This window comes from Savagea faecisuis (genome assembly GCF_042675605.1).
GTDB lineage: Bacteria > Bacillota > Bacilli > Bacillales_A > Planococcaceae > Savagea > Savagea faecisuis.
In genome coordinates this window covers 16,192-39,761 of record NZ_JBHTJF010000041.1, presented here as the reverse complement: position 1 = coordinate 39,761, position 23,570 = coordinate 16,192, and the positions used below count along the sequence as shown (strand labels likewise).

Sequence of the window (23,570 nt, the reverse complement as noted above, 5' to 3'; positions counted from 1 at the left end):
TCAGGATTTTTTTCATTAAGAAAGGATACGCATTTTGCGTACTCTCACTTATTCTTCTGACTCGACAAGTTCGCGCAATTCTTCCAATGCTTTCTCTTCGTCGGCACCTTCTGCTAAAAGTTTAATTGTCGTTCCACGTGCAATCGCCAAGCTCATGACGCCCATAATACTTTTCGCGTTGACGCGTCGTCCGTCCTTTTCTAAAAAAATGTCAGAAGCAAATCGATTTGCTACTTGAACGAATAATGCCGCTTGTCTTGCTTGTAAACCTGTCTTCATTTGAACTGTTGTCTCTATCTCTCGCATGTCGTCTTTCCTCCTCATCTTACACTTCCATGTTCTTTTAAATTGTTCGCAATTTCTTCGATTTTTCGTAAGCGATGGTTAATTCCAGATTTGCTGACGGGTCCGCCTGAAATCATTTCGCCGAGCTCTTTTAACGTGACATCTTGATGTTCTACTCGTAGACGTGCTACTTCTTGTAGTCGTTCCGGCAGTTCATCGATGCCGATCGTTCGCTCAATTAATTTAATATTTTCAACTTGTCGCTGCGCTGCGCTAATCGTCTTATTTAAATTCGCTGTTTCACAATTGACAAGGCGGTTCACGCTATTTCGCACGTCACGAATGATGCGGACGTCCTCAAATTTCATAAGCGCTACGTAGGCTCCGACAATTCCGAGAAAGTCGGAAATTTTCTCAGCTTCTTTCAAATAGGCGATGTAGCCTTTTTTACGTTCGATTGACTTCGCATTTAAATCGTACACGTTCATCAAATCGACGAGCGCTTTGCTCTGTTCTTCATATACTGAAAAAATTTCTAAATGATACGATGATGTTTCAGGATTGTTAACCGAACCTCCCGCTAAAAATGCCCCTCGTAAATAAGAACGTTTACAACAATCATCTTGAATTAACTTTGGATCAATTTCATTTTGAAATTGAAATCCTTCTTTTAAAATACTTAGCTGTTCTAATATTTTTTTCGCATCTTTACGTATGCGACAAATGTACACATTATTTTTTTTCAAACGCATTTTGCGGCGGACGAGCAGTTCGACCTCCACTTGATACAATGCTTTTAAATTAGAGTACATCCGCCTCGCAATTGCTGCGTTTTCAGTTTGAATGTCTAAACTCAACTGTTTATTGGACAAAGATAGAACACCATTCATTCGAATGAAAGCAGCTGTTTCTGCTTTTAAGCAACATTCGTCTGCTTCGATTTGCGTTAATTCTTTCTTCGTTTTTGAAGCGAATGACAATTGAATTTCTCCCTTCCGTTCACGATACAGTATCGTCTCTTCATTATACTACACATGTGAAAATTGTTTAAACCAATTCCCCAACTTTATCGGATCATGTACAATGCGCCCGTCTCGATACGATGCGATATTCGCCCGGGCAATATGTAACCCTAAATGTTGTAAAGCTTCCATATCATGTTCAACGAAACGTATTTTTTTCTCTTGTAGTTGTGCATCGCTTATTTTGTCAAAGTAGTCTGATTCGTGAAGGACGACCGTATGCAAAAAACGTTCGCCGACATGATCATACAATGCTTCAACATGTTCGGATGCGGTATATTGTACTGTCTCACCTATTTGTGTCGTCAAGTTGCTAATATACACCTTTTTGGCTTGCGCTTCAATAACAGCTTCCTTCACTTTTCGAACGAGTAGTGTCGGAATGATGCTCGTATATAAACTACCCGGTCCAATTAAAATGTAATCCGCTTCTTGAATCGCTCGCAATGTGTCTTCTAAAGGTTCGACCTCTTGTGGTGACAAATAGACTTTTTGGATCCGACTCCCATAGACCGGAATTTTCGACTCCCCGGTTATAATCGAACCGTCTTCTAATTCTGCGTGTAATGTCATGCGTTCGTTCGCTACGGGTAAGACGCGCCCCTTTAGATGAAATAATTCACTCAAATGATGAATCGCTCCTGCAAAATCACCCGTTAAATCCGTTAATGCAGCGAGCATTAAGTTACCGAGTGAATGCCCTTTAAGCTCTTCCCCATTTTCAAAGCGATATTGAAACATCTCATCGATCATCTGCCCTGTATCTGTAAGCGCTCCCATTACTTGTCTTATATCGCCGGGCGGTGGAATATTGTAATCTTGTAGCAAACGACCCGAGCTACCGCCATCGTCTGCTACTGTCACAATTGCTGTTAAATGAACGGGAAGTTCTTTCAAGCCTCTTAAAAGAGTCGATAATCCCGTGCCTCCACCGAAGACGACGACATTCAATCGCCCTTCTTGTAAAACCAATTCCCATCACTTCTTTCTTTTTTCGATATCACGATGGGTGACATACGTCTCGAATTCATTTTGAAACAAATCATTGAAATAATTTGCCAATGTGACAGAACGATGCTGCCCTCCCGTACAACCGAAAGCGATGACAGCTTGTGTTTTTCCTTCATTTTTATATTGAGGAATAATGAATCGGAATAAATCCGTTAATTTTTCAATTAATTGTTTCGTATCATTCCATTTTAAAACGTATTCTCGCACTTCTGCGTCCATTCCTGTTTTGGCACGTAGTTCTTCAATGTAGAACGGATTCGGCAAAAATCGAACGTCAAATACGACATCCGCATCAATCGGCATTCCGTGCTTAAAGCCGAACGACATGAAATGAACATTGAATGGTGCTTTCCCTTTCGTTGAAAACTCACGCGCGATGCGTTCTCGCAATTCTCGTGGTTTTAATGAAGATGTATCGATGACGAGACGCGCATGTCCTTTTAATTCTGATAATGTTTCGCGTTCTTTTTTTATTCCGTCTAAAATTAGCCCACCTGTTGCTAATGGATGCGATCGACGTGACTCTTTGTATCGTTTGACGAGCGATTCATCGTTCGCTTCTAAAAATAAAATGCTTGTCGTTACTTCACTCATGTGGCTCGCTTCATTTAAAGCATCAATTAATGAACTAAATAAGTAACCACCACGTGTATCCATCACTGCTGCGATGCGACGCATTTTATTTTCTGATTTCGTCATTAAGTCAAGAAATGTCGGCAATAGTTCAGGTGGTAGGTTGTCAATACAATAAAATCCTAAGTCTTCGAAGCTTTGCATCGCGACTGTTTTCCCTGCGCCACTCATCCCTGTAATAATTACCAATTCAATATCATGTATTCGATCATGATCCATATCGCTTCACCTTCCGCTAATTATGTACGTAGTTTTGTATGCTGTATACCTTTTGAAAAGATACTGTTCTCCTTAAATAAACGATGATACCTTTAATTATGCAACTGTATTAGTTTATTTTCTATTCTTACAAACACAGTATAGACTATTTCGCAAAGCGCTCACTATTATACCATACTTTTCATTTGTTCTCTCTTAGTATACAACGTATTATCTATAAGAACAAAAAAAGAAGGTTTTTCAATTACATTTGAAAATTAAAAATGAAGAGAATAGAGAGTGGATTACTAAACGTTCCATTTTCGTTTCATTAAGGAGAGAAGATGCGAGCGTTTTGTGTATTTCATAGTAGGGAGATTTTCGTTTCACACGGACGCGTTCCGCAGGCGTGGCTGCAGCCTCCTCGAAGCTTGGCGCTTCTCCGGGGTCTTCCGCTCACGCTATTCCTGCTGGAGTCGCCGTGTTCCACTTCAATCTAGCTCGTATTCGGGGGTGTTAATTTGAAGTCGTTTTATAGATGGATTGATTGCACAAAACTGGTTGGATTGTCCTCTATTTCAACATGAAAAGACGACTAGTGGCATACTAGTCGTCTTCTGTCCTATGTGCTTATGCTTTTGCTGTTTGTTTTTCTTTTAAGTCTTCGATATATTTTTGAACTGCTTGTGCTGCGATACTTCCGTCGCCTGTTGCTGTGACGATTTGACGTAACATTTTTTCACGTACGTCACCCGCTGCGAAAATACCTGGTACTGTCGTTTCCATATCTTCATTCGTTAAAATGTAGCCATTTTCGTTCGTAATGCCTAAATCTTTCACAGCATCCGTTAATGGATCCATTCCGACGTAAACGAACATTCCTTCTGTATCGAATTGTGATTCAGAACCGTCTTGTGTATCAATTAACGTAACAGAACCGATTTTTCCGTCTTTTTCGTTCACTGATTGCACTTGTTTGTTCCATAAGAAATCAATTTTTTCATTTTCGAACGCACGATCTTGAATAATTTTTTGTGCCCGTAATTCGTCACGACGGTGAATGATCGTTACTTTGTCTGCGAAACGTGTTAAGTACATTCCTTCTTCTACTGCAGAGTCTCCTCCACCGATAACGACGATTTCGCGTCCTTGATAAAACGCTCCGTCACATACCGCACAGTAGCTTACGCCGCGGCCTGTTAATTCTTCTTCACCTGGTGCACCGAGTTTACGGTATTCTGCACCTGTCGCTACGATCACCGCATATGCTTTATACGATTTTTCGCCGACGATTACTTCTTTCAGTTCTCCGTGATCTACTACTTTATCAACGTCACCGTATTCGTATTTCGCTCCGAATTTTTGTGCGTGTTCGAACATTTTCGTCGAAAGTTCTGGACCTAAAATGGATTCGAATGCTGGATAGTTTTCGATTGCGTCCGTCGTCGCCATTTGTCCACCTGGCATTCCTCGCTCGATCATCACTGTTGAAAGGTTCGCACGTGATGCGTATACCGCCGCTGTCATTCCTGCTGGTCCTGCACCGATAATAATTAAATCATGAATTTGTTCTGTTGACATTTTTCATTCTCCTCTACTTGTCAGTTACAACTTTTTATCTACTCAAATCGTAATCTATTTTTACGCTGCATTCAACTTATATGCCTATACCCCTTAGGGTAAACTATTCCATCTTACATCTTAAAAAATCGGTAAAAACTCGATTAATTCATTCACATATTTCGTTAATGTCGCTGGCGCAATGTCGTATTCTTCTGCGATAGCCTTCTTCGTAACGTGATTGTAGCGAGATGATTGGTACATGTAATCCGCCGCTGCCGCAATCGCATTCGGGTTTTTAAATAAATAATGTTGATCGTATGCGACGTCACAAAGTGCGAACCACATTTGCAGTAAGTGGATTCCTTCTTTTTTGAGCGGCGCATATTTCGTATACAACGTGTCTGCTACTTCAACACTGCGTGAAAAATAATCTAACTCTTTTCTTTCATACAGCTCAAACTGCTCATCAATTAAACCGTAATACAATTTTTCGACTTCTGACAATTTATCAAATGTCATTAATTCTAAAATTGAACGTTCCTCACGATACATCGATTTCAATACTAAAAAGTAACCGAATAAACGCTCACTACGATATGGATTTTGAACTTTATGAATGAGCATTTCAATATTGTCTTCGTACGCATTCACATTTTTCGTCATGCGCTCTTTCCACGGCTCCATCCCTTCTTTTGAAGGGTCGAGCTGCACAAGTTTGTCATAAGCAAGTTGCGCTTGTTTCGTTCTTCCTGAAAAGTAAGCGCTGTGAGATAACCAAAAGTAGAAAGAAACATCTCCCTCGAAACCACCACGTTGTAAAAGGCGGAGCCAATTGTACCCCGCTTCATGTTCGCCAATTAAAGCGAGTGTTGCCCCGAGTTTGTAACGATGTTCAAATTCAATCGGCTTAATTTTCAATAAGAGACGAATACTTTTTTCGAGTTCAAACACTTCTTTTTCGTAATAATAAATGACCGCAAAATTACAGAGCGCGTGAATATTGCCTTGATCTTGTTTTAAAACGTCGCGCAAAATCGCTTTCGCATCTGCAACACGTCCCGCATAAAAATACGTTAACGCTAAATTATTCGACGCCGCTAAAAATTGTGGGTAATCCGCCACGATGCGCTCAAACAGTTGAGACGCTTCATCAAATTGTCCCTCTTCCATTTTGCGACGCGCTTGTTCTTGTAAAAAGTAAATTTCTCCCGAAAACCAATCGTCTTCTTCTAAATGAATATTTTCCTGTTCGGCAAAGTCGATAATTTCCATCGACTCTTCTGCGAGCGGTCCGTCTGGTGCTAAGGCGATATAATGTTCCGCATAACGCTTCGCATCCGGCAACAATCCTAAATGTGCATGAACTTCCGCTAAATAAAAAACGATATCTTCGCCTTCTGGATCTAATGCATGTGCTTTCGCTAAATGCTCATACGCTAGCTCATACTTTCCTTCTTCAATTAATAAAGCACTATAATTTAATAAAACGTCGGCATTTTCTGGCATGCGTTCTAAAGCACGCTCAAAAAACTTTCTCGCCTCTTCTAAGCGATCTTGTCGAAATGCTCGCAACGCTTTTTGATAATAATATTCTCCATAAGGCACGAACGTTATAATTTTCTTTGTTTGATTTCGCAATCGTCTACCTCCACCACTTCAGCAAAGTGAAAGAAGGAACGACTTTGCGTTCCTTCTTAAATCTTTTTCTTATTATACCATATTTACCCTGTCACTCTTCACCGTTTTGCTTTCGTTCTCTCTGTTCTTTCGTCTGAATGATTTGCATCGGATTACCACCAACAAATGCGCCTGGCGGAACATCTTTATGAACGAGTGTCATCGCTGAAACGACCGCTCCATCTCCAATGACGACTCCCGGTAAAATCGTGCTATTCGCACCGATCATCACATTGTCTCCGATGACAACATCGCCGAGACGATATTCATCGATTAAATATTCATGAGCTAATATCGTCGTATTAAAGCCGATGATCGTATTAGAACCGACCGTAATGCGCTCTGGAAACATCGAATCCGGCATGACCATGAGCGCGAATGACGTCTGTTCGCCTACTTTCATCTTCAAAAATGTGCGATACATCCAATTTTTCCACGTGAAAAACGGTGTGATGCGCGCGAGTTGTACGACGATGAACACTTTCACTAACTTCCAAAACGATACCGTCTTATACATGTACCAAAGCGAATTCGCTTTTCCTTTGGACGGATAATGTTCGAGGCGTCTCATCGGTTCGCCTCATCGACGATGCGCACGATATCCTCCATCGTATCCGCAATGTATGTCGGATTAAATTGTTTTAAAAAGTCGATTCCTTTCGCCGACCAACTGACCGCAATCGTACGAACTCCAGCATTGTGACCACCTTCAATATCGTGATGATTGTCACCGACCATAATTGTCGTCTTCGGGTTCGCACCGATTCGTTCCATCGCTAATTGGAGCGGCTCTGGATCGGGCTTCGCATTTTTCACATCGTCAATCGCAACGAGCGTTTCAAATAAGTCGTCCGGTAAATTTAACAAACGAATCCCTTGCTCAATGACGTCGCGACGCTTCGTCGAGACGAGTGCCATATGAATGCCACGTTCTTTCAGAGCGTATAGCATTTCATGTACTCCAGGGAACGGGCGAGCATAAGCATCGTGATTCGCTACATTCCACTCACGGTATTCCGCTGTTAATTGTTCCGCTTTTTCCGGTGACACTTTCGTAAATGTGTCAATTAAAGGCGGGCCTAAAAATGGTAAAATATTTTCTTCATTATATTGTCCTGGAAAATGACGGTCCAATACGTGTTGGAACGTCGCAATGATTAACTCATTCGTATTGAGTAATGTCCCATCAAAATCGAATAAAACATGTGTAATTTTATTAGTCATGTACTCCTACAACTCCTTCTACTGGTGTTCGTTTTTTCCACATGCGGGATACGATTATCGCTAAAATTAAAGCGACGAATAAACGGATCAGCAATAACGGTAATACGTTAATACCGAGTGGGATAAATAATAATGTATCTTCTACAACAGCGTGACAGGCGACGAGGAAAATGAAGCTGATCGTCACATCACGGTGACTCACTCCGTCTTCATGCACCGCTTGAATCATAACACCCGCTCCGTACGCAAGCCCGAAAATGAGCCCTGCTGCAAGTGTTAATGCGGCATTCGACTCGACACCGAGCAAACGTGTAAACGGGCGCATCCAGCGAGATAATTTTTCTAAAAAATGAATGTGACGCAAAAATTGAATCGCGATCATTAACGGAATGACGATCATTGCGAGTTGCACGACGCCGTAAAAGGCTTTCTCAAAACCGAGCAACGTAATCGCCATCCATCCTTCTGGTACCACTTCCTCAACAGGTGCCATCCCGTATTGCGCAATTTCGCTACCACCTTGCCAGACGAGATTAATGATGATCGCCGAAATTGCCGCTAGAGCGATGCGCACTGTTAAAATGACACTTATTTTCACACCGACTTTCGATGCGACACCCGTTTCGATTAACAAATTATGCGCAAAGCTCATCATGACCGCTAAAATAAATACTTCTTTCACCGTCAATTCCATCGACAATATTCCAGCGATACCGGCATATAAATTTAAAAAATTACCGAGCACGAGCGGAATTGCCGCTTCCCCACGTAAACCGAAAATCCCCATAATCGGTTCAATCAGTTCCGTAATCCACGGTAAAACCGGTGTATGTTGTAATAAGACGACGATGATTGTAATCGGGAAAATGATTTTTCCGAGACCCCACGTCGTCTTCAGTCCGTTCCATAACCCCTCTTTCAACCAAGACATGTTCCATTCCCCTTTATTTTTGTTCGTATTTCGTCGTCACTTTCATCCCGTATTTACGATATACGTAAATCGCCACCGCTACGACAATCGTGATGAGCGATACAATTTGTGCTGTGCGCAATCCACCGATTAACAAGCTGTCCGTACGCATCCCTTCAATGAAGAAACGACCGACAGAATACCATGTTAAATAAAATAAAAAGATCGAGCTACGCATTAAGTTCGCACGTCGCAACCATGCGAGAATTAAAATGAGTCCGACTAAATTCCACATCGACTCATATAAAAATGTCGGATGATACGTCACACCGTTAATCGTCATCTGTTCCATAATCCAATTCGGAATGATCGTATTTTGTAAAAACGTTTCAGAAACTGGTCCACCGTGAGCTTCTTGGTTCATAAAGTTTCCCCAACGTCCGATAATTTGACCGATGAGCAGTCCAGGTGCGGCAATGTCCGCCACTTTCCAAAACGATTCTCCTCGACGTTTCGTAAAGACGTACGTCGTAATAAATGCCCCGATCAACGCCCCGTGAATGGCGATACCGCCTTCCCATATGTAGAGCGCACTAATCGGATTGTCTGCATAACGAGGCCATTCGAACACGACATAGTAAATACGCGCACTAATGATTGAAATCGGAATTGCCCAAATGAGTAAATCTGTTAAAAATTCATCGTGAAATCCACGTTTCACCATTTCTTTTTGTACGACGATGTACGCTAAAATAATTCCTGTAATGATGAGCGCTGCGTACCAACGAATTTTAATCGGACCTGCATTAATTAAAAACGGATCAAATGCTAAATACGTAAAATCGAGTAAACTAGTCATTCGACTCCTCCTCAATAACTGTATTTTGCATGACCGCTTGTTCTAAACGTTCCGCAAACTGCTCTGCCGCATTGATTCCGAGTTTCTTCATTCGGTAATCCATCGCCGCTACTTCGATGATGACGGATAAGTTTCGACCTGGTTTTACTGGTACGGTTAGACGCGTCAATTCAGAATCGATAATTTTCATTTTTTCATCATCGACACCGAGACGGTCGTACAATTTATCTGGATCCCAAACTTCTAAGTCGACGACGAGTAAAATCCGTTTATTATCTTTTACAGAACTCGCGCCGAATAACACCATCAAATCGATAATGCCAACACCGCGAATTTCAAGCATATGCTCTAAAATTTTCGGTGAACTTCCGATTAAAATATTTTTCGCTACTTGACGAATTTCGACGACGTCATCCGCTACGAGACGATGACCGCGTTTCACAAGTTCTAGTGCTGTTTCACTTTTCCCAACACCGCTTTTTCCTGTAATGAGTACACCGACTCCGTAAACGTCAACGAGTACACCGTGTACGGTCGTCATCGGAGCGAGTTGTCCTTCTAAGTAATTCGTCAACATTCCCGCAAAGCGCGTCGTTTGATGAGGTGTTTTTAAAACGGGGATTTGACGGGCTGTCGCTAACTCTAACAGTTCAGGAGGCCCTCCTACACCGTGCGCTAAAATAAAAGCAGGTGTGATGGGGTGACAAAGCTGATCAAAACGTTCTCGACGTGTTTTCGAGTCTAATAAGCTTAAATATGTTAATTCCTTCTTTCCTAACAGTTGGACACGTTCTTTCGGGTAATAATCAAAAAACCCGGCCATCTCCAGACCTGGTCGCGATATATCACTCGTCGTAATTTTTCGGTGCGTCCACTCGTCACCGGCGACGATTTCTAAATGAAATGTTTCAATAATATCTTGAATCGTTAATTCTGACATTCCGTTCTCCCTCCTTGCATTTCTTTTTTCATTCTAACATGTTCATCATCTTTTTTCGTCGTCTGACTCATTTTCCCCTAAAAACAGAAAAACATGAGCTCGTTGTCGCTTGAGCTCATGTCGGATCATTCATTATTTCATTATTTTACTGTAATTGTTCCAGCATTCGTTTTCGCTTTCACTTGAAGGCGACGTGATGACGAACCTTCTACTTCGAATTGAACTTCCGTTTCGAATAACGAATCTTGTACTTCTTCCACTGTCGCATTTAAGACGTCGACCGTTAATTTTCCTACATTCGTTTGAAGCTTGCCTGAAGTAGAAGCTTCTTTCGGTAAGTAAATTTCAACCGCTCCTGCGAATGATTCTGCTTCGATTGATCGAGCTTGCGGATGCGTCGTCGTAATGGCGATTGGACCGTTAACCGATTCCGCTTCAATTTCTTCTACTGAACCGTCCACGTAAATCGCACCGTTAAATGTTTCAATATCTAAATCTTCACCTGTAATCCCGCGCGCGTACACTTTGCCGTTCGCCGTTTCGACTTTCGCTTGTTCGAATTCATTATTGACGAAATGAACTTTCCCGTTCTTCGTCGATACTTTCACTTGTTTAGCGCATAAGTCTTCAATCGAAACTGCACCGTTCCACGTCTTCACGGTCACTTTGTCATAAAGATGTGCAGGTACTGTCAACGTACAGTTCATGCGTGCTGTTTTCAACTGGCTTTGAATATACAAAGTATCGCCTTGTTGATCGTATAAAAACTCTTTCGCGAAGCGTTCATCCGCTTTCGCTTCATCTGCCGTATCGAAAAATGCGGCGTCCACTAATAATGTCGTCTCTTCGCTCGTTCCTTTAACGATGTTGACACTGCCGTGAAATACTTCGATGTCTAAACGCTCAAGTGGTTCTTTCACTGTAAATTCACGTGTGAAGCTCACTTTCGCATCGAAAATTTGATTCACGTCAAATGACTTCACTTGATCGACAGCCGTTTGGAAAAACTTCATAAACTGTGTGCCGATTTCTTGTACGTCTGATTTGACGTCGCGGAAAAATTGTTCACCGCGGTCTGTCGCTTCTGCGAACGGATCTTCTTGAGAAGACTGTTCTTCTTGTTCTTCTTGCTCAACTTGTTTCGGTAATGTCGGTTCTTCAACTTTCGGTTGCTCAGGAGTGTCGTTTAATTTACTGAGTAAAACAATCGCTTCTTCCGCTGTAATCGTTCCATCTTCAACTAACTGTAAAATTTGTTTTTTCTTCGCTTCCATGTTGAGTTCCCCCTCTAATTTTCGTGCATGTAATACTCGTGCTACTTATTGTACGTTCATTCTGTCGGAGAAGTTTCATTTTCGGTTTCTTTTATTTTTTCTGTCATGCGGGAGCGATCTCGTTCTAACACTGGTTTTAAATATTGTCCTGTGTAAGAATTCGCCACGTTCACCATCTGTTCCGGCGTTCCCGTGCCGACGATCGTCCCTCCACCGTCTCCACCTTCTGGACCGAGGTCGATCATGTAGTCCGCTGTTTTAATGACATCTAAATTGTGTTCGATGACGAGGACCGTATTTCCACCATCGACGAGTCGTTGTAATACTTTTAATAACTTACCGATATCGTGCACGTGTAAACCTGTCGTCGGTTCATCTAAAATGTAAAACGATTTTCCTGTCGAACGTTTATGCAGTTCAGAAGCGAGTTTGACACGTTGGGCTTCTCCTCCTGATAAAGTCGTCGCCGGTTGACCTAATTTTACATAGCCGATGCCGACATCGACGAGTGTCTGTAGTTTGCGATGGATTTTCGGAATCGCTTCGAAAAATTCAACCGCATCTTCCACCGTCATTTCTAAAACGTCCGCAATATTTTTTCCTTTATATAACACTTCTAACGTTTCACGATTGTATCGTTTCCCGTGACATACTTCACACGGTACGTAAACATCGGGTAAAAAGTGCATTTCAATTTTAATGATGCCGTCACCACGACACGCTTCACAACGTCCACCTTTGACGTTAAAGCTGAAACGTCCTTTTTTATACCCGCGCACTTTCGCTTCGTTCGTCATTGCGAAAACGTCGCGAATGTCATCGAACACACTCGTATACGTCGCCGGGTTGGAGCGTGGTGTACGACCGATTGGCGATTGATCAATTTCGATAATTTTATCGAGTTGGTCAATTCCTTCGACTGCATCATGTTCTCCAGGACGCGCTTTTGCGCCGTTCATATTCATCGCAAGCGACTTGTACAACACTTCGTTGACGAGTGTACTCTTACCAGAACCAGACACACCTGTCACTGCGACAAATGTTCCGAGCGGAATGTCGACCGTCACATCTTTTAAATTGTTCGCACGTGCGCCACGAATCGTCAATGTTTGACCGTTTCCTTTACGGCGCTCAGCGGGCACCGGAATAAATTTTTCGCCCTTTAAATATTGACCGGTTAAAGAGTTCGGGTCGTTCATCACTTCTTCAGGCGTTCCTTGAGAAACGATTTCTCCCCCTGCAACGCCAGCCCCTGGTCCGATATCGATTAAATGATCCGCCGCAAGCATCGTATCTTCATCATGTTCGACGACGATTAACGTGTTGCCGATATCACGCATATTTTTCAACGTATCGATGAGACGGTCATTATCGCGTTGGTGAAGACCGATTGACGGTTCGTCTAAAATGTATAGTACACCGGTTAAGCGCGAACCGATTTGTGTCGCGAGTCGAATGCGCTGCGCTTCCCCTCCGGACAATGTTCCTGCCGCTCGACTTAACGTTAAATAATCGAGCCCGACATTGCGTAAAAATGACAAACGTTCTTCAATTTCTTTCAAAATCAGCTTCGCAATTTGCGCATCTTTTTCCGATAGTTCGAGGCTTTCGAAAAATACACTCGCTTCCGTAATCGAACGCTCTGTAACATGTCCGATATGTTCTCCCGCTATTTTCACCGCTAATGATTCTGGTTTTAAACGGTATCCATCACATGCTGGACAGTTGTGAACAGCCATATATTTTTCCATTTGGTCGCGCACAAAATCGCTTGACGTATCGTGATAACGACGTGCGACATTGCGTAACACTCCTTCAAAATAGATGGAATTGTCACGCGTATTGCCAAATTCATTCGTATAGACGAAACGAATTTTTTCTTCTCCTGAACCGTTCAAAATAATGTCCATCGCTTCATCGGATAACTCTGACACTGGAACGTCGAACGGAATGTCGAAATGCTCACAAACCGTCTTTAATAAAGAAGGGTAATAATTCGAACTCGTCGGCTCCCACGGCGCAATGGCATGTTCTTCTAACGTTTTTGACCAATCAGGAATGACGAGTGATACGTCGACTTCCAGTTTCGTTCCGAGACCGTCACAGTCGGGACATGCCCCGAACGGACTGTTGAATGAAAACATGCGCGGTTCTAATTCTCCGATGGAAAATCCACAAATCGGACAAGCGTGATGTTCGCTAAATAAGAGCTCTTCTACGCCGATGACATCGACGAGTACCGTCCCTTCTCCGAGCGCTAAAGCGGATTCTAAAGAGTCACTTAAACGAGACTCGACGCCTTCTTTCACGACGATCCGGTCGATGACGACTTCAATCGAATGTTTTTGGTTTTTATTTAATTCAATTTCTTCACCTAAATCGTACGTCTCTCCGTCAATGCGTACACGGACGTATCCTTTTTTACGCAAGTCGTCTAACAAACGGACGTGCGCTCCTTTTCGCCCTTTCACGATCGGTGCGAGCACTTGAATGCGGCTTCTTTCTTCTAATTGCATAATGCGGTCGACCATTTGCTCGATCGTTTGAGATGAAATTTCAATGCCGTCATTCGGACAGACCGGCTTTCCGATACGCGCATATAATAATCGTAAATAATCGTAAATTTCCGTCACTGTCCCGACAGTAGAACGCGGATTTCGGCTCGTCGTTTTTTGATCGATTGAAATAGCTGGTGATAACCCTTCAATGACATCGACATCCGGCTTATCCATCTGACCTAAAAACTGTCGTGCATACGCCGATAAACTTTCAACGTAACGGCGTTGTCCTTCTGCATATATCGTATCGAAGGCGAGTGACGATTTCCCCGAACCAGACAAACCCGTCATGACGACGAGCTCATCTCTCGGAATATTGACATTAATATTTTTTAAGTTGTGTGCTCGTGCACCTTGAATGACAATCTCTTTATTTTTCATCTGAAATCGGCAAGGATACCCCCACTTCAATCGTGTGAAGGGCGATAGCAACGATAAGTGGGGGAGGAATTGCCGTCAGATACGGTAGTATCTGAAACCTGTACCTTGCCTCCTCCTTTCAATTTTATTAGAATAAACAATAAGAGAAAACCGTTGGGCAAATTGTTGCTGAAGGCACTCTTATCGTTCTTTGACAACTAAAGATATGAGGTTGGTTACAGGAAATCGTTGTAACCGTAAAATCTTTAGCGTATCGAAATCCGTTTTAACGGTTACTGCTTGGGTATATCCCTTGCGGTAGGGGCGAAGTCAACCGTCCTTGTGTTCCACCACACGAAGGTAGGAGGTTTTAACAACCATTCGCACTACTGGGTAGGAACAAGCGTAATTGCACTCTATGAGGGTAGAGGCACTGCTGTAATTTGGTAGACGCAAGCCCCCACTTCAAACAGACCGCAAGGTCGTTAAGTGGCGGGTTGTTGACGTACAACTACCTTCCTGACTGCAATTCTAATAACGCGTCGCGCAATTGAGCAGCCCTTTCGAAGTCGAGCGCTTTCGCCGCTTCTTTCATATCTTGTTCTAACGTCGCCATTAAAGCGTTTTTCTCATCTTTCGATAATTTTCCGCCTTCTGTAAGACGTGTAATGTAATCTTCACCGTCTTCCGCCACTTCTGTCGCGCGGATGACGTCGCGAATTTCTTTTTGAATCGTCGTCGGTGTAATGCCATGTTTTTCGTTGTAAGCGATTTGGATTTCACGACGACGCGCTGTCTCGCTGATCGCTTTTTCCATCGAATCGGTCATTTTGTCCGCATACATCACGACATAACCGTTCGAGTTACGCGCTGCTCGACCGATCGTTTGAATAAGCGAACGTTCCGAACGTAAAAATCCTTCTTTATCTGCATCTAAAATCGCCACGAGCGATACTTCCGGTATGTCAATTCCTTCACGCAATAAGTTAATCCCGACGAGTACGTCATACGTTCCGAGACGTAAATCTCGTATAATTTCAATACGTTCTAACGTTTTAATTTCAGAATGTAAATATTGCACTTTAATGCCGAGCTCTTTTAAATAATCGGTTAAATCTTCACTCATTTTTTTCGTCAATGTCGTAATTAATACACGCTCATTTTTTTCAATGCGCGCATTAATTTCTCCGACGAGGTCATCGATTTGTCCATGAATCGGACGCACTTCTACAACGGGGTCTAACAAGCCGGTCGGTCGAATAATTTGTTCGACCATTTTCGGTGTATGTTCTAATTCATACGGGCCTGGCGTCGCTGATATGTACATCGCTTGGTGTACGTGTTGCTCAAACTCTTCAAACTTCAACGGACGGTTGTCGAGTGCGCTCGGTAGACGGAAACCGTGATCGACGAGCACTTGTTTACGCGCTTGGTCTCCGTTATACATGCCTCGAATTTGAGGTAATGTAACGTGACTTTCATCGACGACGATGACGAAATCATCCGGGAAATAGTCAAGCAATGTGTACGGTGTCGCGCCCGCTTCACGCAACGTTAAATGGCGTGAATAGTTCTCGATTCCCGAACAAAATCCCATCTCTTTCATCATTTCTAAATCGTAACGTGTACGTTGTTCTAAACGTTGAGCTTCCAGCAATTTTCCTTCTTCGTTTAATACGGCGAGACGTTCCTCTAATTCTTTCTCAATATTAATAATTGCCTTTTCCATCTTTTCAGAACGGGTGACGAAGTGAGAAGCCGGATAAACGGCGATATGTTCACGATCGCCGATAACCTCTCCCGTCAGCGCATCCACTTCTCGTATACGGTCGATTTCGTCTCCGAAAAATTCGATGCGAATACAATGTTCATCGCGAGATGCAGGGAATAGTTCGACGACATCCCCACGCACACGGAACGTTCCGCGCGTAAAGTTTATATCGTTGCGCGTATATTGAATGTCGACTAATTTACGAAGCATCTCATCGCGTCCAATTTCCATTCCGACGCGCACTGAAAACACGAGCTCCTTATATTCTTCTGGATTCCCGAGTCCGTATATACAAGAGACAGAAGCGACGATTAACACGTCTTGCCTCTCAAATAAAGCACTCGTCGCCGAGTGACGCAATTTATCAATTTCATCGTTAATGCTTGCGTCTTTTTCTATAAAAGTATCCGTCTGCGGCACATACGCTTCCGGCTGATAATAATCGTAATAACTGACGAAATATTCGACCGCATTATTCGGAAAAAACTCTTTAAACTCACTGTACAGTTGCCCCGCTAACGTTTTGTTATGAGCGATGACTAAAGTAGGTTTGTTAATTTCCTTTACAACATTGGATACGGTGAACGTCTTTCCTGTTCCCGTCGCTCCAAGTAACGTTTGATGCTTTTCGCCCCGTTCGATTCCAGCGACTAACTCGCGAATCGCTTGCGGTTGATCTCCCGCTGGCTCGTAAGGTGACACTAACTCAAATCGTTCAGACAATCGAATCACTCCTTCATTCACATAGTTCTATTTTAACACACTTTTTACGAACGTACGTTTTTTAACTCTTCCCTCTTTCCGTATGAAAAAACATAAAAAAACGGCTGAATCTCCCCTAAGATTCAACCGTTCTCTATGTATGAGCGCTGCTTTGCTTGCACAAAACAGCGTTTTTTCACTTTTCCTCGATCGTCCCCAACAATTGAGTGTAATGTTGAAACGCTTCAACATCTCGTTCATCCAATGCTCGATCAATCAACCCTTCAATACGAGCGATTGTTTGTTCATGATGAACAGATTGTAAAAATAAATCCGTGTAAATGTCTGAAAGCAATTGATTCGTTTCTTCCTGAAATTGTCTCTGCGCAGTAGTCGGTAATTGTTTGTAAAAATATTTGTTCTCCATTCCCATCACCTCTGTCAGCTTTTTTCTATTATAAAAAAACTTTTTACGAATTGCAATCAATTTTTCTGAATATTTCGTTTTTAGTACAAACAACCTACCAATAATAGGTAGATTGTTCGTGTCATGACTTCGGTCTTGTCGAAAACATCGTTATGCCGCTAATCGCTTGTAAAATGACGAATAACAATAAACCTTCTGCCATTTTATCCCGTACGAAAAACGCGATGATGACGATAATAAATATTTGAATCGTTCCGAGTTGAAAAACAATTTTCTCGACTGCATCTCGACGACCTTTCTGTTCGATTGGAAACAGTCTGTCCATTTTGAAATGTTTCGTCTGACTTAAATACGCTAACAATTGGCTGACGAGCGCAAACTGCAAACTCGATACGAAGACGATCATTAATAGATGAGATTCAATGAAAGCGACTCCGAATGCCATTAAGACGAACAGTCTTAAATAAAGACGAAACAGTTCATCTGTCCTTACAAATGTACGACTCAATAAGTATTGGAAGCTTTTCTCCTTTTCAAAAGGCTTCGATGCCGTCATTAAAAACGATGCGTATGAACGACGGCGCACTTTCCCTTGAATGTGCGGAACGTCTGTAAACAAGTTCGCAAACTGATAAAAGCGCATCATTCGATTGTTTTCGAGCGCGATAAAATGATCGAATGGAAATGGCTCTGTCGCTGCACGTTTTTTCCAAACGCCTTGCGATACGTATCCGTATACGATGACGACGATCGCCACCACGACATACCAACTCGTCAACAAAGCGTAAATGAGCGCCCAACTTAATACGTAATGCGCGATATACAGCACATACATATGACGTCCACGATGACTATGGCGATAATACCATTCACCATGCGTCAATAAAAAATGCCAAACGAATAATGAAGCTAAAAACAACAACATTTCCAGTGGCGCAAACGCATATTTCGTATTGATGAGCGGAAGTAATACAATCGCCGTTACGACCGGTAAAATAAATTTCGTACTTACCGTCCATCTAAGCGATGCTTGCGTATACGTCGTCAATTGATGTTCTAAAGGTAAAAAGTAGACAGCGTCCGCTTCCCGAAACAATGTCGCAGGATTTCGAAAAATAAATGTGAGCGCTAATAAAGTCGTCACGACGAGCGCGACAGGAAACTCTTCAGGTATCACTTTCAACCATTCGCTGTACGCTAGACCTCCCGCTCCTAAAGCGAAGACGATGACGATCATTAAATGTCCCGTAAAGACGTATTTTAAATATTTTTGCGTCTCCATTTGGTATTCAGCGAAGCGGCGTTTCCAAATGCTTTGTAAACTATCCATTGGCCTGCTCCTTCGTCATCGCAATGTACAAATCATCCAATGACGCACCTTCCATGCCGAAGCTTGCGCGCAAATCATCCATCGTTCCGAACGCTTTCACACGTCCTTCATGTAAAAAGACGATTTTGTCACAATACTTTTCCGCTGTCGATAACATATGGGTCGACATTAACACAGCTGCTCCACCACGTTTGCGCTCTTCGATTTGCTCTAACAACGAATGAATGCCGAGCGGATCGAGTCCGACAAACGGTTCGTCGATAATATACAAAGCGGGATTAACTAAAAACGCACTCATGATCATCACTTTTTGACGCATCCCTTTTGAAAAATGCGCCGGGAACCAACGGAGTCTTTTCTCCATATGAAATTCTTCCAACAACGCTTTCGAACGAACGATGTAATCATCTTCCGATAAACCGTACGCCATCGCTGTCAATTTCAAATGCTCTTCTAGTGTTAACTCTTCATATAAGACAGGAGTTTCTGGTATGTATGAAAACGACTGACGATATCCTTCCATATTGCCTTCTAATGTGTGCCCTGCAATTTCAATCGTTCCAGCATGTTGACGCAATAAGCCGATAATATGTTTAATCGTCGTACTTTTCCCTGCTCCGTTCAAACCGATCAAGCCGACTAACTCTCCTGCTTCTACTTCAAATCCTAAATGATGCAAGACAGGTTTTCGTGTATAACCACCTGTCACATCTGTTAATTTTAAAACCGCCATGGGATCCCCTCTCTTCCTTTCTTCATTTTAACAAATGTCATCGGAAAGTTACATTGATACAAAGACGTTTACCAAGTTTTATGCTACACTGAAGATAGATAAAAACGAATAAAAGGAGTGGTTGAGATGGTTTCTTGTATTTTCTGTAATATTATTAACGGTACGATTCCGAGCGAAAAAGTGTATGAAGATGAGCACGTTTATGCATTCATGGACATTACACCTGTTGCGAAAGGTCATTTACTACTCATTCCGAAAGTCCACCGTGAAAACGTTTACGACATGATGGAAGACGAAGCGGCAAACTTATTCCGTGCTGTGCCTAAAATTGCGAATGCTTTAAAAGCAGAGTTCCAACCGGCGGGCATGAACTTATTGCAAAATAACGGTTCACATGCAGGACAGACGGTGTATCACTTCCACTTACATTTCATCCCACGTTACGATGAAAAAGACGGCTTCGATTGGACGTGGAATCCACAAGTCGATACGTTAACACCTGAAGTGATCGGTGGACTCGCTTCACAATTACGCGAGCGTCTATAATTTTAAACAGGAGAAGGCGATGACAGGAAATATGCCAACCATTCAGGTATTTTCCTCTTTGCCTTCTTTTTAAATTATATAAAAATAATAAAGAATCTCGAAACATCCGCTCATTTTCACTAAAATTATTTGATTGTCTCCTTATAACGTGCTTTAATAGATAATAATTCATTACTTGGAGAAAGGCGTTGACTTATATTATGAAACAATCCAACTTTTTGCTTGGTGTACTCGCAGGATCAGTTGCGGCATCTGTCACAGTACTTTTAACAACTTCACAATCAGGCGAACAATTGCGCGAAAACATGAAAGCGAAATCATGCAATCTTCAGTCGATGATTGAAGACATTAAAGTGAAAGCGAATGAACTCGTTCAATCGATTCAACATTTGGCAGCAGAAGCGAAAAGCAATTTGCCTGAAACGATTGAAGACATTAAACAATCGGTCATGGCTTGGCAACAATCGACAGAACCACATAAAAATAACTTAACACTGGAAATTGATTCGATTCAAAAGTCTATCGAGCAACTCGAACAACAAATTGCCAAACAGCAAAATCATTAAGTTTTTTCGAAGCTATTTCCTAAAAATAGCTTCTTTTTTCTAAACTATTAAGAAAATAAAGATATTTTTGAATTATTTTTGAATTCTAACTTCTTATCTCTTTGTTTTTTTGGTATAATGTAAAGAATATCTCAATTTAGGAAGTGGGTGTTTTCAATGACAGAACAATCCTTTTCTCAAAAGGAAGCTATGATTTACAGCCAACGCATCGCTCAAATGGCTAAAGCGTTATGGAAAGCGGTTGAAAAAGATTGGCAACAATGGATTAAGCCGTATGACCTTAATATCAATGAACATCATATTTTGTGGATTGCTTACCACTTGCAAGGAGCGACAATTTCTGACATCGCGAAATTTGGTGTCATGCACGTTTCGACAGCTTTCAACTTTTCGAAAAAGCTCGAACAACGTGGATACTTATATTTCTTCAAAAAAGACGACGACCGTCGTAACACATATGTCGCTGTAACAGATGCAGGTGAAGATTTAATTTTGACGATGAACGTTCATTATCACGATACGAGACACCTCGTACTAGAAGGTTCACTCCCGATTAAAGACTTATACGGAAAATTCCCAGACTTTATCGAAGTAATGTCCGTCATTCGTAATATCTATGGTGACGACTATATGGAAATTTTCGAAAAAGGCTTTAAAAATATCGATCAATGTTTCGAAGAAGAGAATGGCCAATTGCTAGCTACTCCTTTACCTAAAAATGAATGCGCTTCCGAGATAAATTCATAACTACTCTTTCTTCTTTTCTGCTATGATAAGGAGAGTAGCTTTTCTGATGTAAAGGAGGTCATGCGATTGATTTTAACATTAACGGTCTTTGCTGCACTGTTTTTTTTATTTCAAATAAATCGAATGACATATGCGCTAATCGTAACACGCGAAATCTCAGAAGAAAAACAACCGCGTGTATATAAAACAGTCAATTTGTTAATTTTAGCTTTGATGATTTTGTTTTATTTACAAGTGTATTACAACATTTAAAATGAACACTGAGCGCTTGTCGTTCAGTGTTTTTTTATCGTTGGAACATTTTTGTTTCCCATTCGTTTATATGGTATAGTACTACTGTCTTATGAAAAGTGAGGAGAGAATAATTATGAAGAAATTTGTATTAGCTGGCGTTTTATCAGCTAGTTTAGCAGTACTCGCAGCATGTGGCGGAGGCGACGCAGAAAGCAAAGTAATCGCAACGACAGCATACGGCGATATTACAGAACACGACCTTTACGAAGAAATGAAAAACGCAGTCGGTTTACAAGCGTTCCAAGAAATCGTTTTAAACAAAGCGTTAAGCGAAAAATTCCCTGTCTCAGATGAAGAAGTAGAAGAGGCTGTGAAAGCTCAAAAAGAAATGATGGGCGATATGTTCGAAATGTCTTTAGCGAGCGAAGGCTTAACGGAAGAAACATTTAAAAAGCAAATGAAACCACAGTTAATGAAACAAAAATTCCTCGCTTCAATTGAAGTCGACGAAAAATCAATCGACGAAGCAGTCGAACGCTCTAAAAAAGAAATTCACGCACGTCACATCTTAGTTGAAGATGAAAAAACAGCGAAAGATCTCATTAAACAAATCGCAGACGGTGCAGACTTCGAAAAATTAAGCAAAGAGCACTCAACAGAACCACAAGCTGCTGAAACAGGTGGCGACCTCGGATGGGTCCAACAAGGAATGATGGTACCACCATTTGAAAATGCGCTATACAGCATGAAAAAAGGCGACGTATCGAAAGAACCTGTGAAATCAAACTTCGGCTACCACATTATCGAAGTACTTGATATTCGCGATACAGAAGAGCCAAAAGAAGAAGAAGAAATTCGCGCGAAAGCAGAAGAACAATTAGCGAATGTTGAAACAGAAGCTCGTCTCGCTGAACTCATTAAAGAAGCGAAAGTCGATACAAAAGACGATGCGTTCAAAGATGCGTTCAAAGGAATGAACGAATAAAATAAAAGCGTTATTCGAGAATAAACTCGAATAACGCTTTTTCTTATAGTGTCGGCTTATAAAATGAACGATTGTCGAGTGCGAAGACGCGCTCTGAAAATGTTCCTTCTTCCGTCGCAGCCATCATTGTGCCAAACATTTGCATTTTCGCATCGATATTGTCGATGTAATGTAAAATTTCCGCTTCCATTAACATCGGACGCTTCGGACTGCCCCACTCTTCTTTTCCGTGGTGTGACAATACCATATGTTGGAGAAGCATTACTTCTTCTCCTTCAATGTCTAACTCTTTCGCCATGAGTAAAATTTCGCTCACCATGATCGAAATATGACCGATTAAATTTCCTTCGACTGTGTATTGTGTCGCAATCGGACCAGATAGTTCTGTCACTTTTCCAACGTCATGTAAAATGATACCGGCATACAATAAATCTTTGTTTAAAATTGGATATAGTCGTGCAATTTGCTCTCCTAATGTGAGCATCGATACTGTATGGTCGATTAAACCTGACACGTAATCGTGGTGATTGCGCGTCGCTGCTGGATAGACGAGAAACTCGGCTTCGTATTTTTTAACGAGCGCTTTCGTCAAATGGCGAATCGCGTCGTTATCCATCGCATCGATAAAACGTGTGACGATCTCATACAATTCTTCTTTCGGACGTTCCGCAGACGGCAATAAATCTTCCAATGTTACACCGTCAGATTCTTTTGCGGGGCGAATGCTTTTTACGCGCAACTGTGTACGACCACGATAATCGTGAAGTTCTCCGCCTACTTTGACGATATTTCCCCCCGCATACGTCACCGCATGTTCTTCCGACGTATCCCACAACTTCGCTTCCACGTCCGCTGTTTTATCTTGTAAAATGACCGTCATATACGGCTTTCCTTGTTGCGTTACTGCTTGCATCGATTGTTTAATGAGTAAAAACATCTCAATCGTATCGCCTACACGATAATCGATTAAATTTTTCAATAAAATCACCTTCAACTTCGAAACGAATGTTCGATA

At 41.9% G+C, this 23,570-nt stretch carries 23 protein-coding genes; 5 read left to right on the top strand and 18 right to left on the bottom strand.

Annotation, left to right across the window (positions count from 1 at the left end; translation table 11 throughout):
* Positions 1-48: 48 nt before the first annotated feature.
* From ACFQ0V_RS12035 to ACFQ0V_RS11955, 17 genes are all read right to left on the bottom strand, one after another.
* Complete coding sequence (locus tag ACFQ0V_RS12035) at positions 49-306, bottom strand: HPr family phosphocarrier protein (protein ID WP_381013925.1); 258 nt, start codon at positions 304-306, stop codon at positions 49-51.
* Between the two features lie 14 nt (positions 307-320).
* Positions 321-1,265, bottom strand: coding sequence for a DNA-binding protein WhiA (whiA, locus tag ACFQ0V_RS12030; protein ID WP_381013923.1), 945 nt, complete (start codon positions 1,263-1,265; stop codon positions 321-323).
* Positions 1,266-1,313: 48 nt separating this feature from the next.
* Positions 1,314-2,279 carry a gluconeogenesis factor YvcK family protein gene (locus ACFQ0V_RS12025; protein ID WP_381013920.1) on the bottom strand — a complete coding sequence of 322 codons (966 nt, stop codon included), beginning with the start codon at positions 2,277-2,279 and terminating at the stop codon, positions 1,314-1,316.
* Positions 2,280-2,285: 6 nt separating this feature from the next.
* Positions 2,286-3,170, bottom strand: a complete 885-nt coding sequence (gene rapZ, locus ACFQ0V_RS12020; protein ID WP_381013918.1) for an RNase adapter RapZ — start codon at positions 3,168-3,170, stop codon at positions 2,286-2,288.
* Between the two features lie 609 nt (positions 3,171-3,779).
* Positions 3,780-4,730: a thioredoxin-disulfide reductase gene (trxB, locus tag ACFQ0V_RS12015; protein ID WP_381013915.1), complete on the bottom strand. Its 951-nt coding sequence runs from the start codon at positions 4,728-4,730 to the stop codon at positions 3,780-3,782.
* A gap of 120 nt (positions 4,731-4,850) precedes the next feature.
* Positions 4,851-6,350 (bottom strand): tetratricopeptide repeat protein, encoded by a 1,500-nt coding sequence (locus ACFQ0V_RS12010; protein ID WP_381013912.1) that lies wholly within the window; start codon positions 6,348-6,350, stop codon positions 4,851-4,853.
* Between the two features lie 91 nt (positions 6,351-6,441).
* Complete coding sequence (locus ACFQ0V_RS12005) at positions 6,442-6,960, bottom strand: acyltransferase (protein ID WP_194562724.1); 519 nt, start codon at positions 6,958-6,960, stop codon at positions 6,442-6,444.
* Positions 6,957-7,613: a pyrophosphatase PpaX gene (ppaX, locus tag ACFQ0V_RS12000; RefSeq protein ID WP_381013909.1), complete on the bottom strand. Its 657-nt coding sequence runs from the start codon at positions 7,611-7,613 to the stop codon at positions 6,957-6,959. The genes ACFQ0V_RS12005 and ppaX overlap by 4 nt, the downstream gene beginning before the upstream one ends.
* Complete coding sequence (locus tag ACFQ0V_RS11995) at positions 7,606-8,544, bottom strand: nucleoside recognition domain-containing protein (RefSeq protein ID WP_381013906.1); 939 nt, start codon at positions 8,542-8,544, stop codon at positions 7,606-7,608. The genes ppaX and ACFQ0V_RS11995 overlap by 8 nt, the downstream gene beginning before the upstream one ends.
* Before the next feature lie 13 nt (positions 8,545-8,557).
* Positions 8,558-9,382: a prolipoprotein diacylglyceryl transferase gene (gene lgt, locus ACFQ0V_RS11990; RefSeq protein ID WP_381013903.1), complete on the bottom strand. Its 825-nt coding sequence runs from the start codon at positions 9,380-9,382 to the stop codon at positions 8,558-8,560.
* On the bottom strand, positions 9,375-10,322 hold the full coding sequence (hprK, locus tag ACFQ0V_RS11985) for an HPr(Ser) kinase/phosphatase (protein WP_381013900.1): 948 nt from the start codon (positions 10,320-10,322) through the stop codon (positions 9,375-9,377). The genes lgt and hprK overlap by 8 nt, the downstream gene beginning before the upstream one ends.
* A gap of 140 nt (positions 10,323-10,462) precedes the next feature.
* Entirely contained in the window at positions 10,463-11,596 is a 1,134-nt protein-coding gene (locus tag ACFQ0V_RS11980; protein ID WP_381013897.1) for a DUF4097 family beta strand repeat-containing protein, read from the bottom strand.
* 56 nt (positions 11,597-11,652) lie between these two features.
* Entirely contained in the window at positions 11,653-14,535 is a 2,883-nt protein-coding gene (gene uvrA, locus ACFQ0V_RS11975) for an excinuclease ABC subunit UvrA (protein ID WP_381013894.1), read from the bottom strand.
* Positions 14,536-15,025: 490 nt separating this feature from the next.
* Positions 15,026-17,008 carry an excinuclease ABC subunit UvrB gene (uvrB, locus tag ACFQ0V_RS11970; RefSeq protein ID WP_381013891.1) on the bottom strand — a complete coding sequence of 661 codons (1,983 nt, stop codon included), beginning with the start codon at positions 17,006-17,008 and terminating at the stop codon, positions 15,026-15,028.
* Positions 17,009-17,183: 175 nt separating this feature from the next.
* Positions 17,184-17,414, bottom strand: coding sequence for an IDEAL domain-containing protein (locus ACFQ0V_RS11965; protein WP_381013888.1), 231 nt, complete (start codon positions 17,412-17,414; stop codon positions 17,184-17,186).
* 121 nt (positions 17,415-17,535) lie between these two features.
* Entirely contained in the window at positions 17,536-18,744 is a 1,209-nt protein-coding gene (locus ACFQ0V_RS11960) for an ABC transporter permease (RefSeq protein WP_381013885.1), read from the bottom strand.
* Positions 18,737-19,477 carry an ABC transporter ATP-binding protein gene (locus ACFQ0V_RS11955; RefSeq protein WP_381013883.1) on the bottom strand — a complete coding sequence of 247 codons (741 nt, stop codon included), beginning with the start codon at positions 19,475-19,477 and terminating at the stop codon, positions 18,737-18,739. Before ACFQ0V_RS11955 ends, ACFQ0V_RS11960 begins: the two co-directional genes overlap by 8 nt.
* 126 nt (positions 19,478-19,603) lie before the next feature.
* Between ACFQ0V_RS11955 and ACFQ0V_RS11950 the strand changes: the two genes are divergently transcribed.
* The 5 genes from ACFQ0V_RS11950 (at position 19,604) to ACFQ0V_RS11930 (ending at position 22,555) form a co-directional block, all read left to right on the top strand.
* Positions 19,604-20,023 carry an HIT family protein gene (locus ACFQ0V_RS11950; RefSeq protein WP_381013880.1) on the top strand — a complete coding sequence of 140 codons (420 nt, stop codon included), beginning with the start codon at positions 19,604-19,606 and terminating at the stop codon, positions 20,021-20,023.
* A 188-nt stretch (positions 20,024-20,211) separates the two neighbouring features.
* A complete protein-coding gene (locus ACFQ0V_RS11945) occupies positions 20,212-20,589 on the top strand; it encodes a YtxH domain-containing protein (RefSeq protein ID WP_381013877.1) in 378 nt (125 codons plus the stop codon).
* Between the two features lie 156 nt (positions 20,590-20,745).
* A complete protein-coding gene (locus ACFQ0V_RS11940) occupies positions 20,746-21,336 on the top strand; it encodes an HTH-type transcriptional regulator Hpr (protein WP_381013874.1) in 591 nt (196 codons plus the stop codon).
* 60 nt (positions 21,337-21,396) lie between these two features.
* Positions 21,397-21,588: a hypothetical protein gene (locus ACFQ0V_RS11935; protein ID WP_381013871.1), complete on the top strand. Its 192-nt coding sequence runs from the start codon at positions 21,397-21,399 to the stop codon at positions 21,586-21,588.
* 115 nt (positions 21,589-21,703) lie between these two features.
* Positions 21,704-22,555 carry a peptidylprolyl isomerase gene (locus ACFQ0V_RS11930; RefSeq protein ID WP_381013868.1) on the top strand — a complete coding sequence of 284 codons (852 nt, stop codon included), beginning with the start codon at positions 21,704-21,706 and terminating at the stop codon, positions 22,553-22,555.
* Positions 22,556-22,598: 43 nt separating this feature from the next.
* Here the strand turns inward: ACFQ0V_RS11930 and yhaM are convergent, their stop codons facing one another.
* Complete coding sequence (gene yhaM, locus ACFQ0V_RS11925; RefSeq protein WP_381013865.1) at positions 22,599-23,534, bottom strand: 3'-5' exoribonuclease YhaM; 936 nt, start codon at positions 23,532-23,534, stop codon at positions 22,599-22,601.
* Between the last annotated feature and the right edge of the window lie 36 nt (positions 23,535-23,570).

Bases quoted from the DNA above. Each gene is read 5' to 3' on its own strand.
- ACFQ0V_RS11940 (WP_381013874.1), top strand. From the start codon at position 20,746: ATGACAGAACAATCCTTTTCTCAAAAGGAAGCTATGATTTACAGCCAA.
- uvrA (WP_381013894.1), bottom strand. From the start codon at position 14,535: ATGAAAAATAAAGAGATTGTCATTCAAGGTGCACGAGCACACAACTTA.
- ACFQ0V_RS12005 (WP_194562724.1), bottom strand. From the start codon at position 6,960: ATGAGACGCCTCGAACATTATCCGTCCAAAGGAAAAGCGAATTCGCTT.
- lgt (WP_381013903.1), bottom strand. From the start codon at position 9,382: ATGACTAGTTTACTCGATTTTACGTATTTAGCATTTGATCCGTTTTTA.
- ACFQ0V_RS11965 (WP_381013888.1), bottom strand. From the start codon at position 17,414: ATGGAGAACAAATATTTTTACAAACAATTACCGACTACTGCGCAGAGA.
- ACFQ0V_RS11950 (WP_381013880.1), top strand. From the start codon at position 19,604: ATGGTTTCTTGTATTTTCTGTAATATTATTAACGGTACGATTCCGAGC.
- rapZ (WP_381013918.1), bottom strand. From the start codon at position 3,170: ATGGATCATGATCGAATACATGATATTGAATTGGTAATTATTACAGGG.
- ACFQ0V_RS11980 (WP_381013897.1), bottom strand. From the start codon at position 11,596: ATGGAAGCGAAGAAAAAACAAATTTTACAGTTAGTTGAAGATGGAACG.
- ACFQ0V_RS11930 (WP_381013868.1), top strand. From the start codon at position 21,704: ATGAAGAAATTTGTATTAGCTGGCGTTTTATCAGCTAGTTTAGCAGTA.
- ACFQ0V_RS11935 (WP_381013871.1), top strand. From the start codon at position 21,397: ATGCGATTGATTTTAACATTAACGGTCTTTGCTGCACTGTTTTTTTTA.
- ACFQ0V_RS11955 (WP_381013883.1), bottom strand. From the start codon at position 19,477: ATGGCGGTTTTAAAATTAACAGATGTGACAGGTGGTTATACACGAAAA.
- hprK (WP_381013900.1), bottom strand. From the start codon at position 10,322: ATGTCAGAATTAACGATTCAAGATATTATTGAAACATTTCATTTAGAA.
- trxB (WP_381013915.1), bottom strand. From the start codon at position 4,730: ATGTCAACAGAACAAATTCATGATTTAATTATTATCGGTGCAGGACCA.
- ACFQ0V_RS11995 (WP_381013906.1), bottom strand. From the start codon at position 8,544: ATGTCTTGGTTGAAAGAGGGGTTATGGAACGGACTGAAGACGACGTGG.
- ACFQ0V_RS11960 (WP_381013885.1), bottom strand. From the start codon at position 18,744: ATGGATAGTTTACAAAGCATTTGGAAACGCCGCTTCGCTGAATACCAA.
- ppaX (WP_381013909.1), bottom strand. From the start codon at position 7,613: ATGACTAATAAAATTACACATGTTTTATTCGATTTTGATGGGACATTA.
- ACFQ0V_RS12035 (WP_381013925.1), bottom strand. From the start codon at position 306: ATGCGAGAGATAGAGACAACAGTTCAAATGAAGACAGGTTTACAAGCA.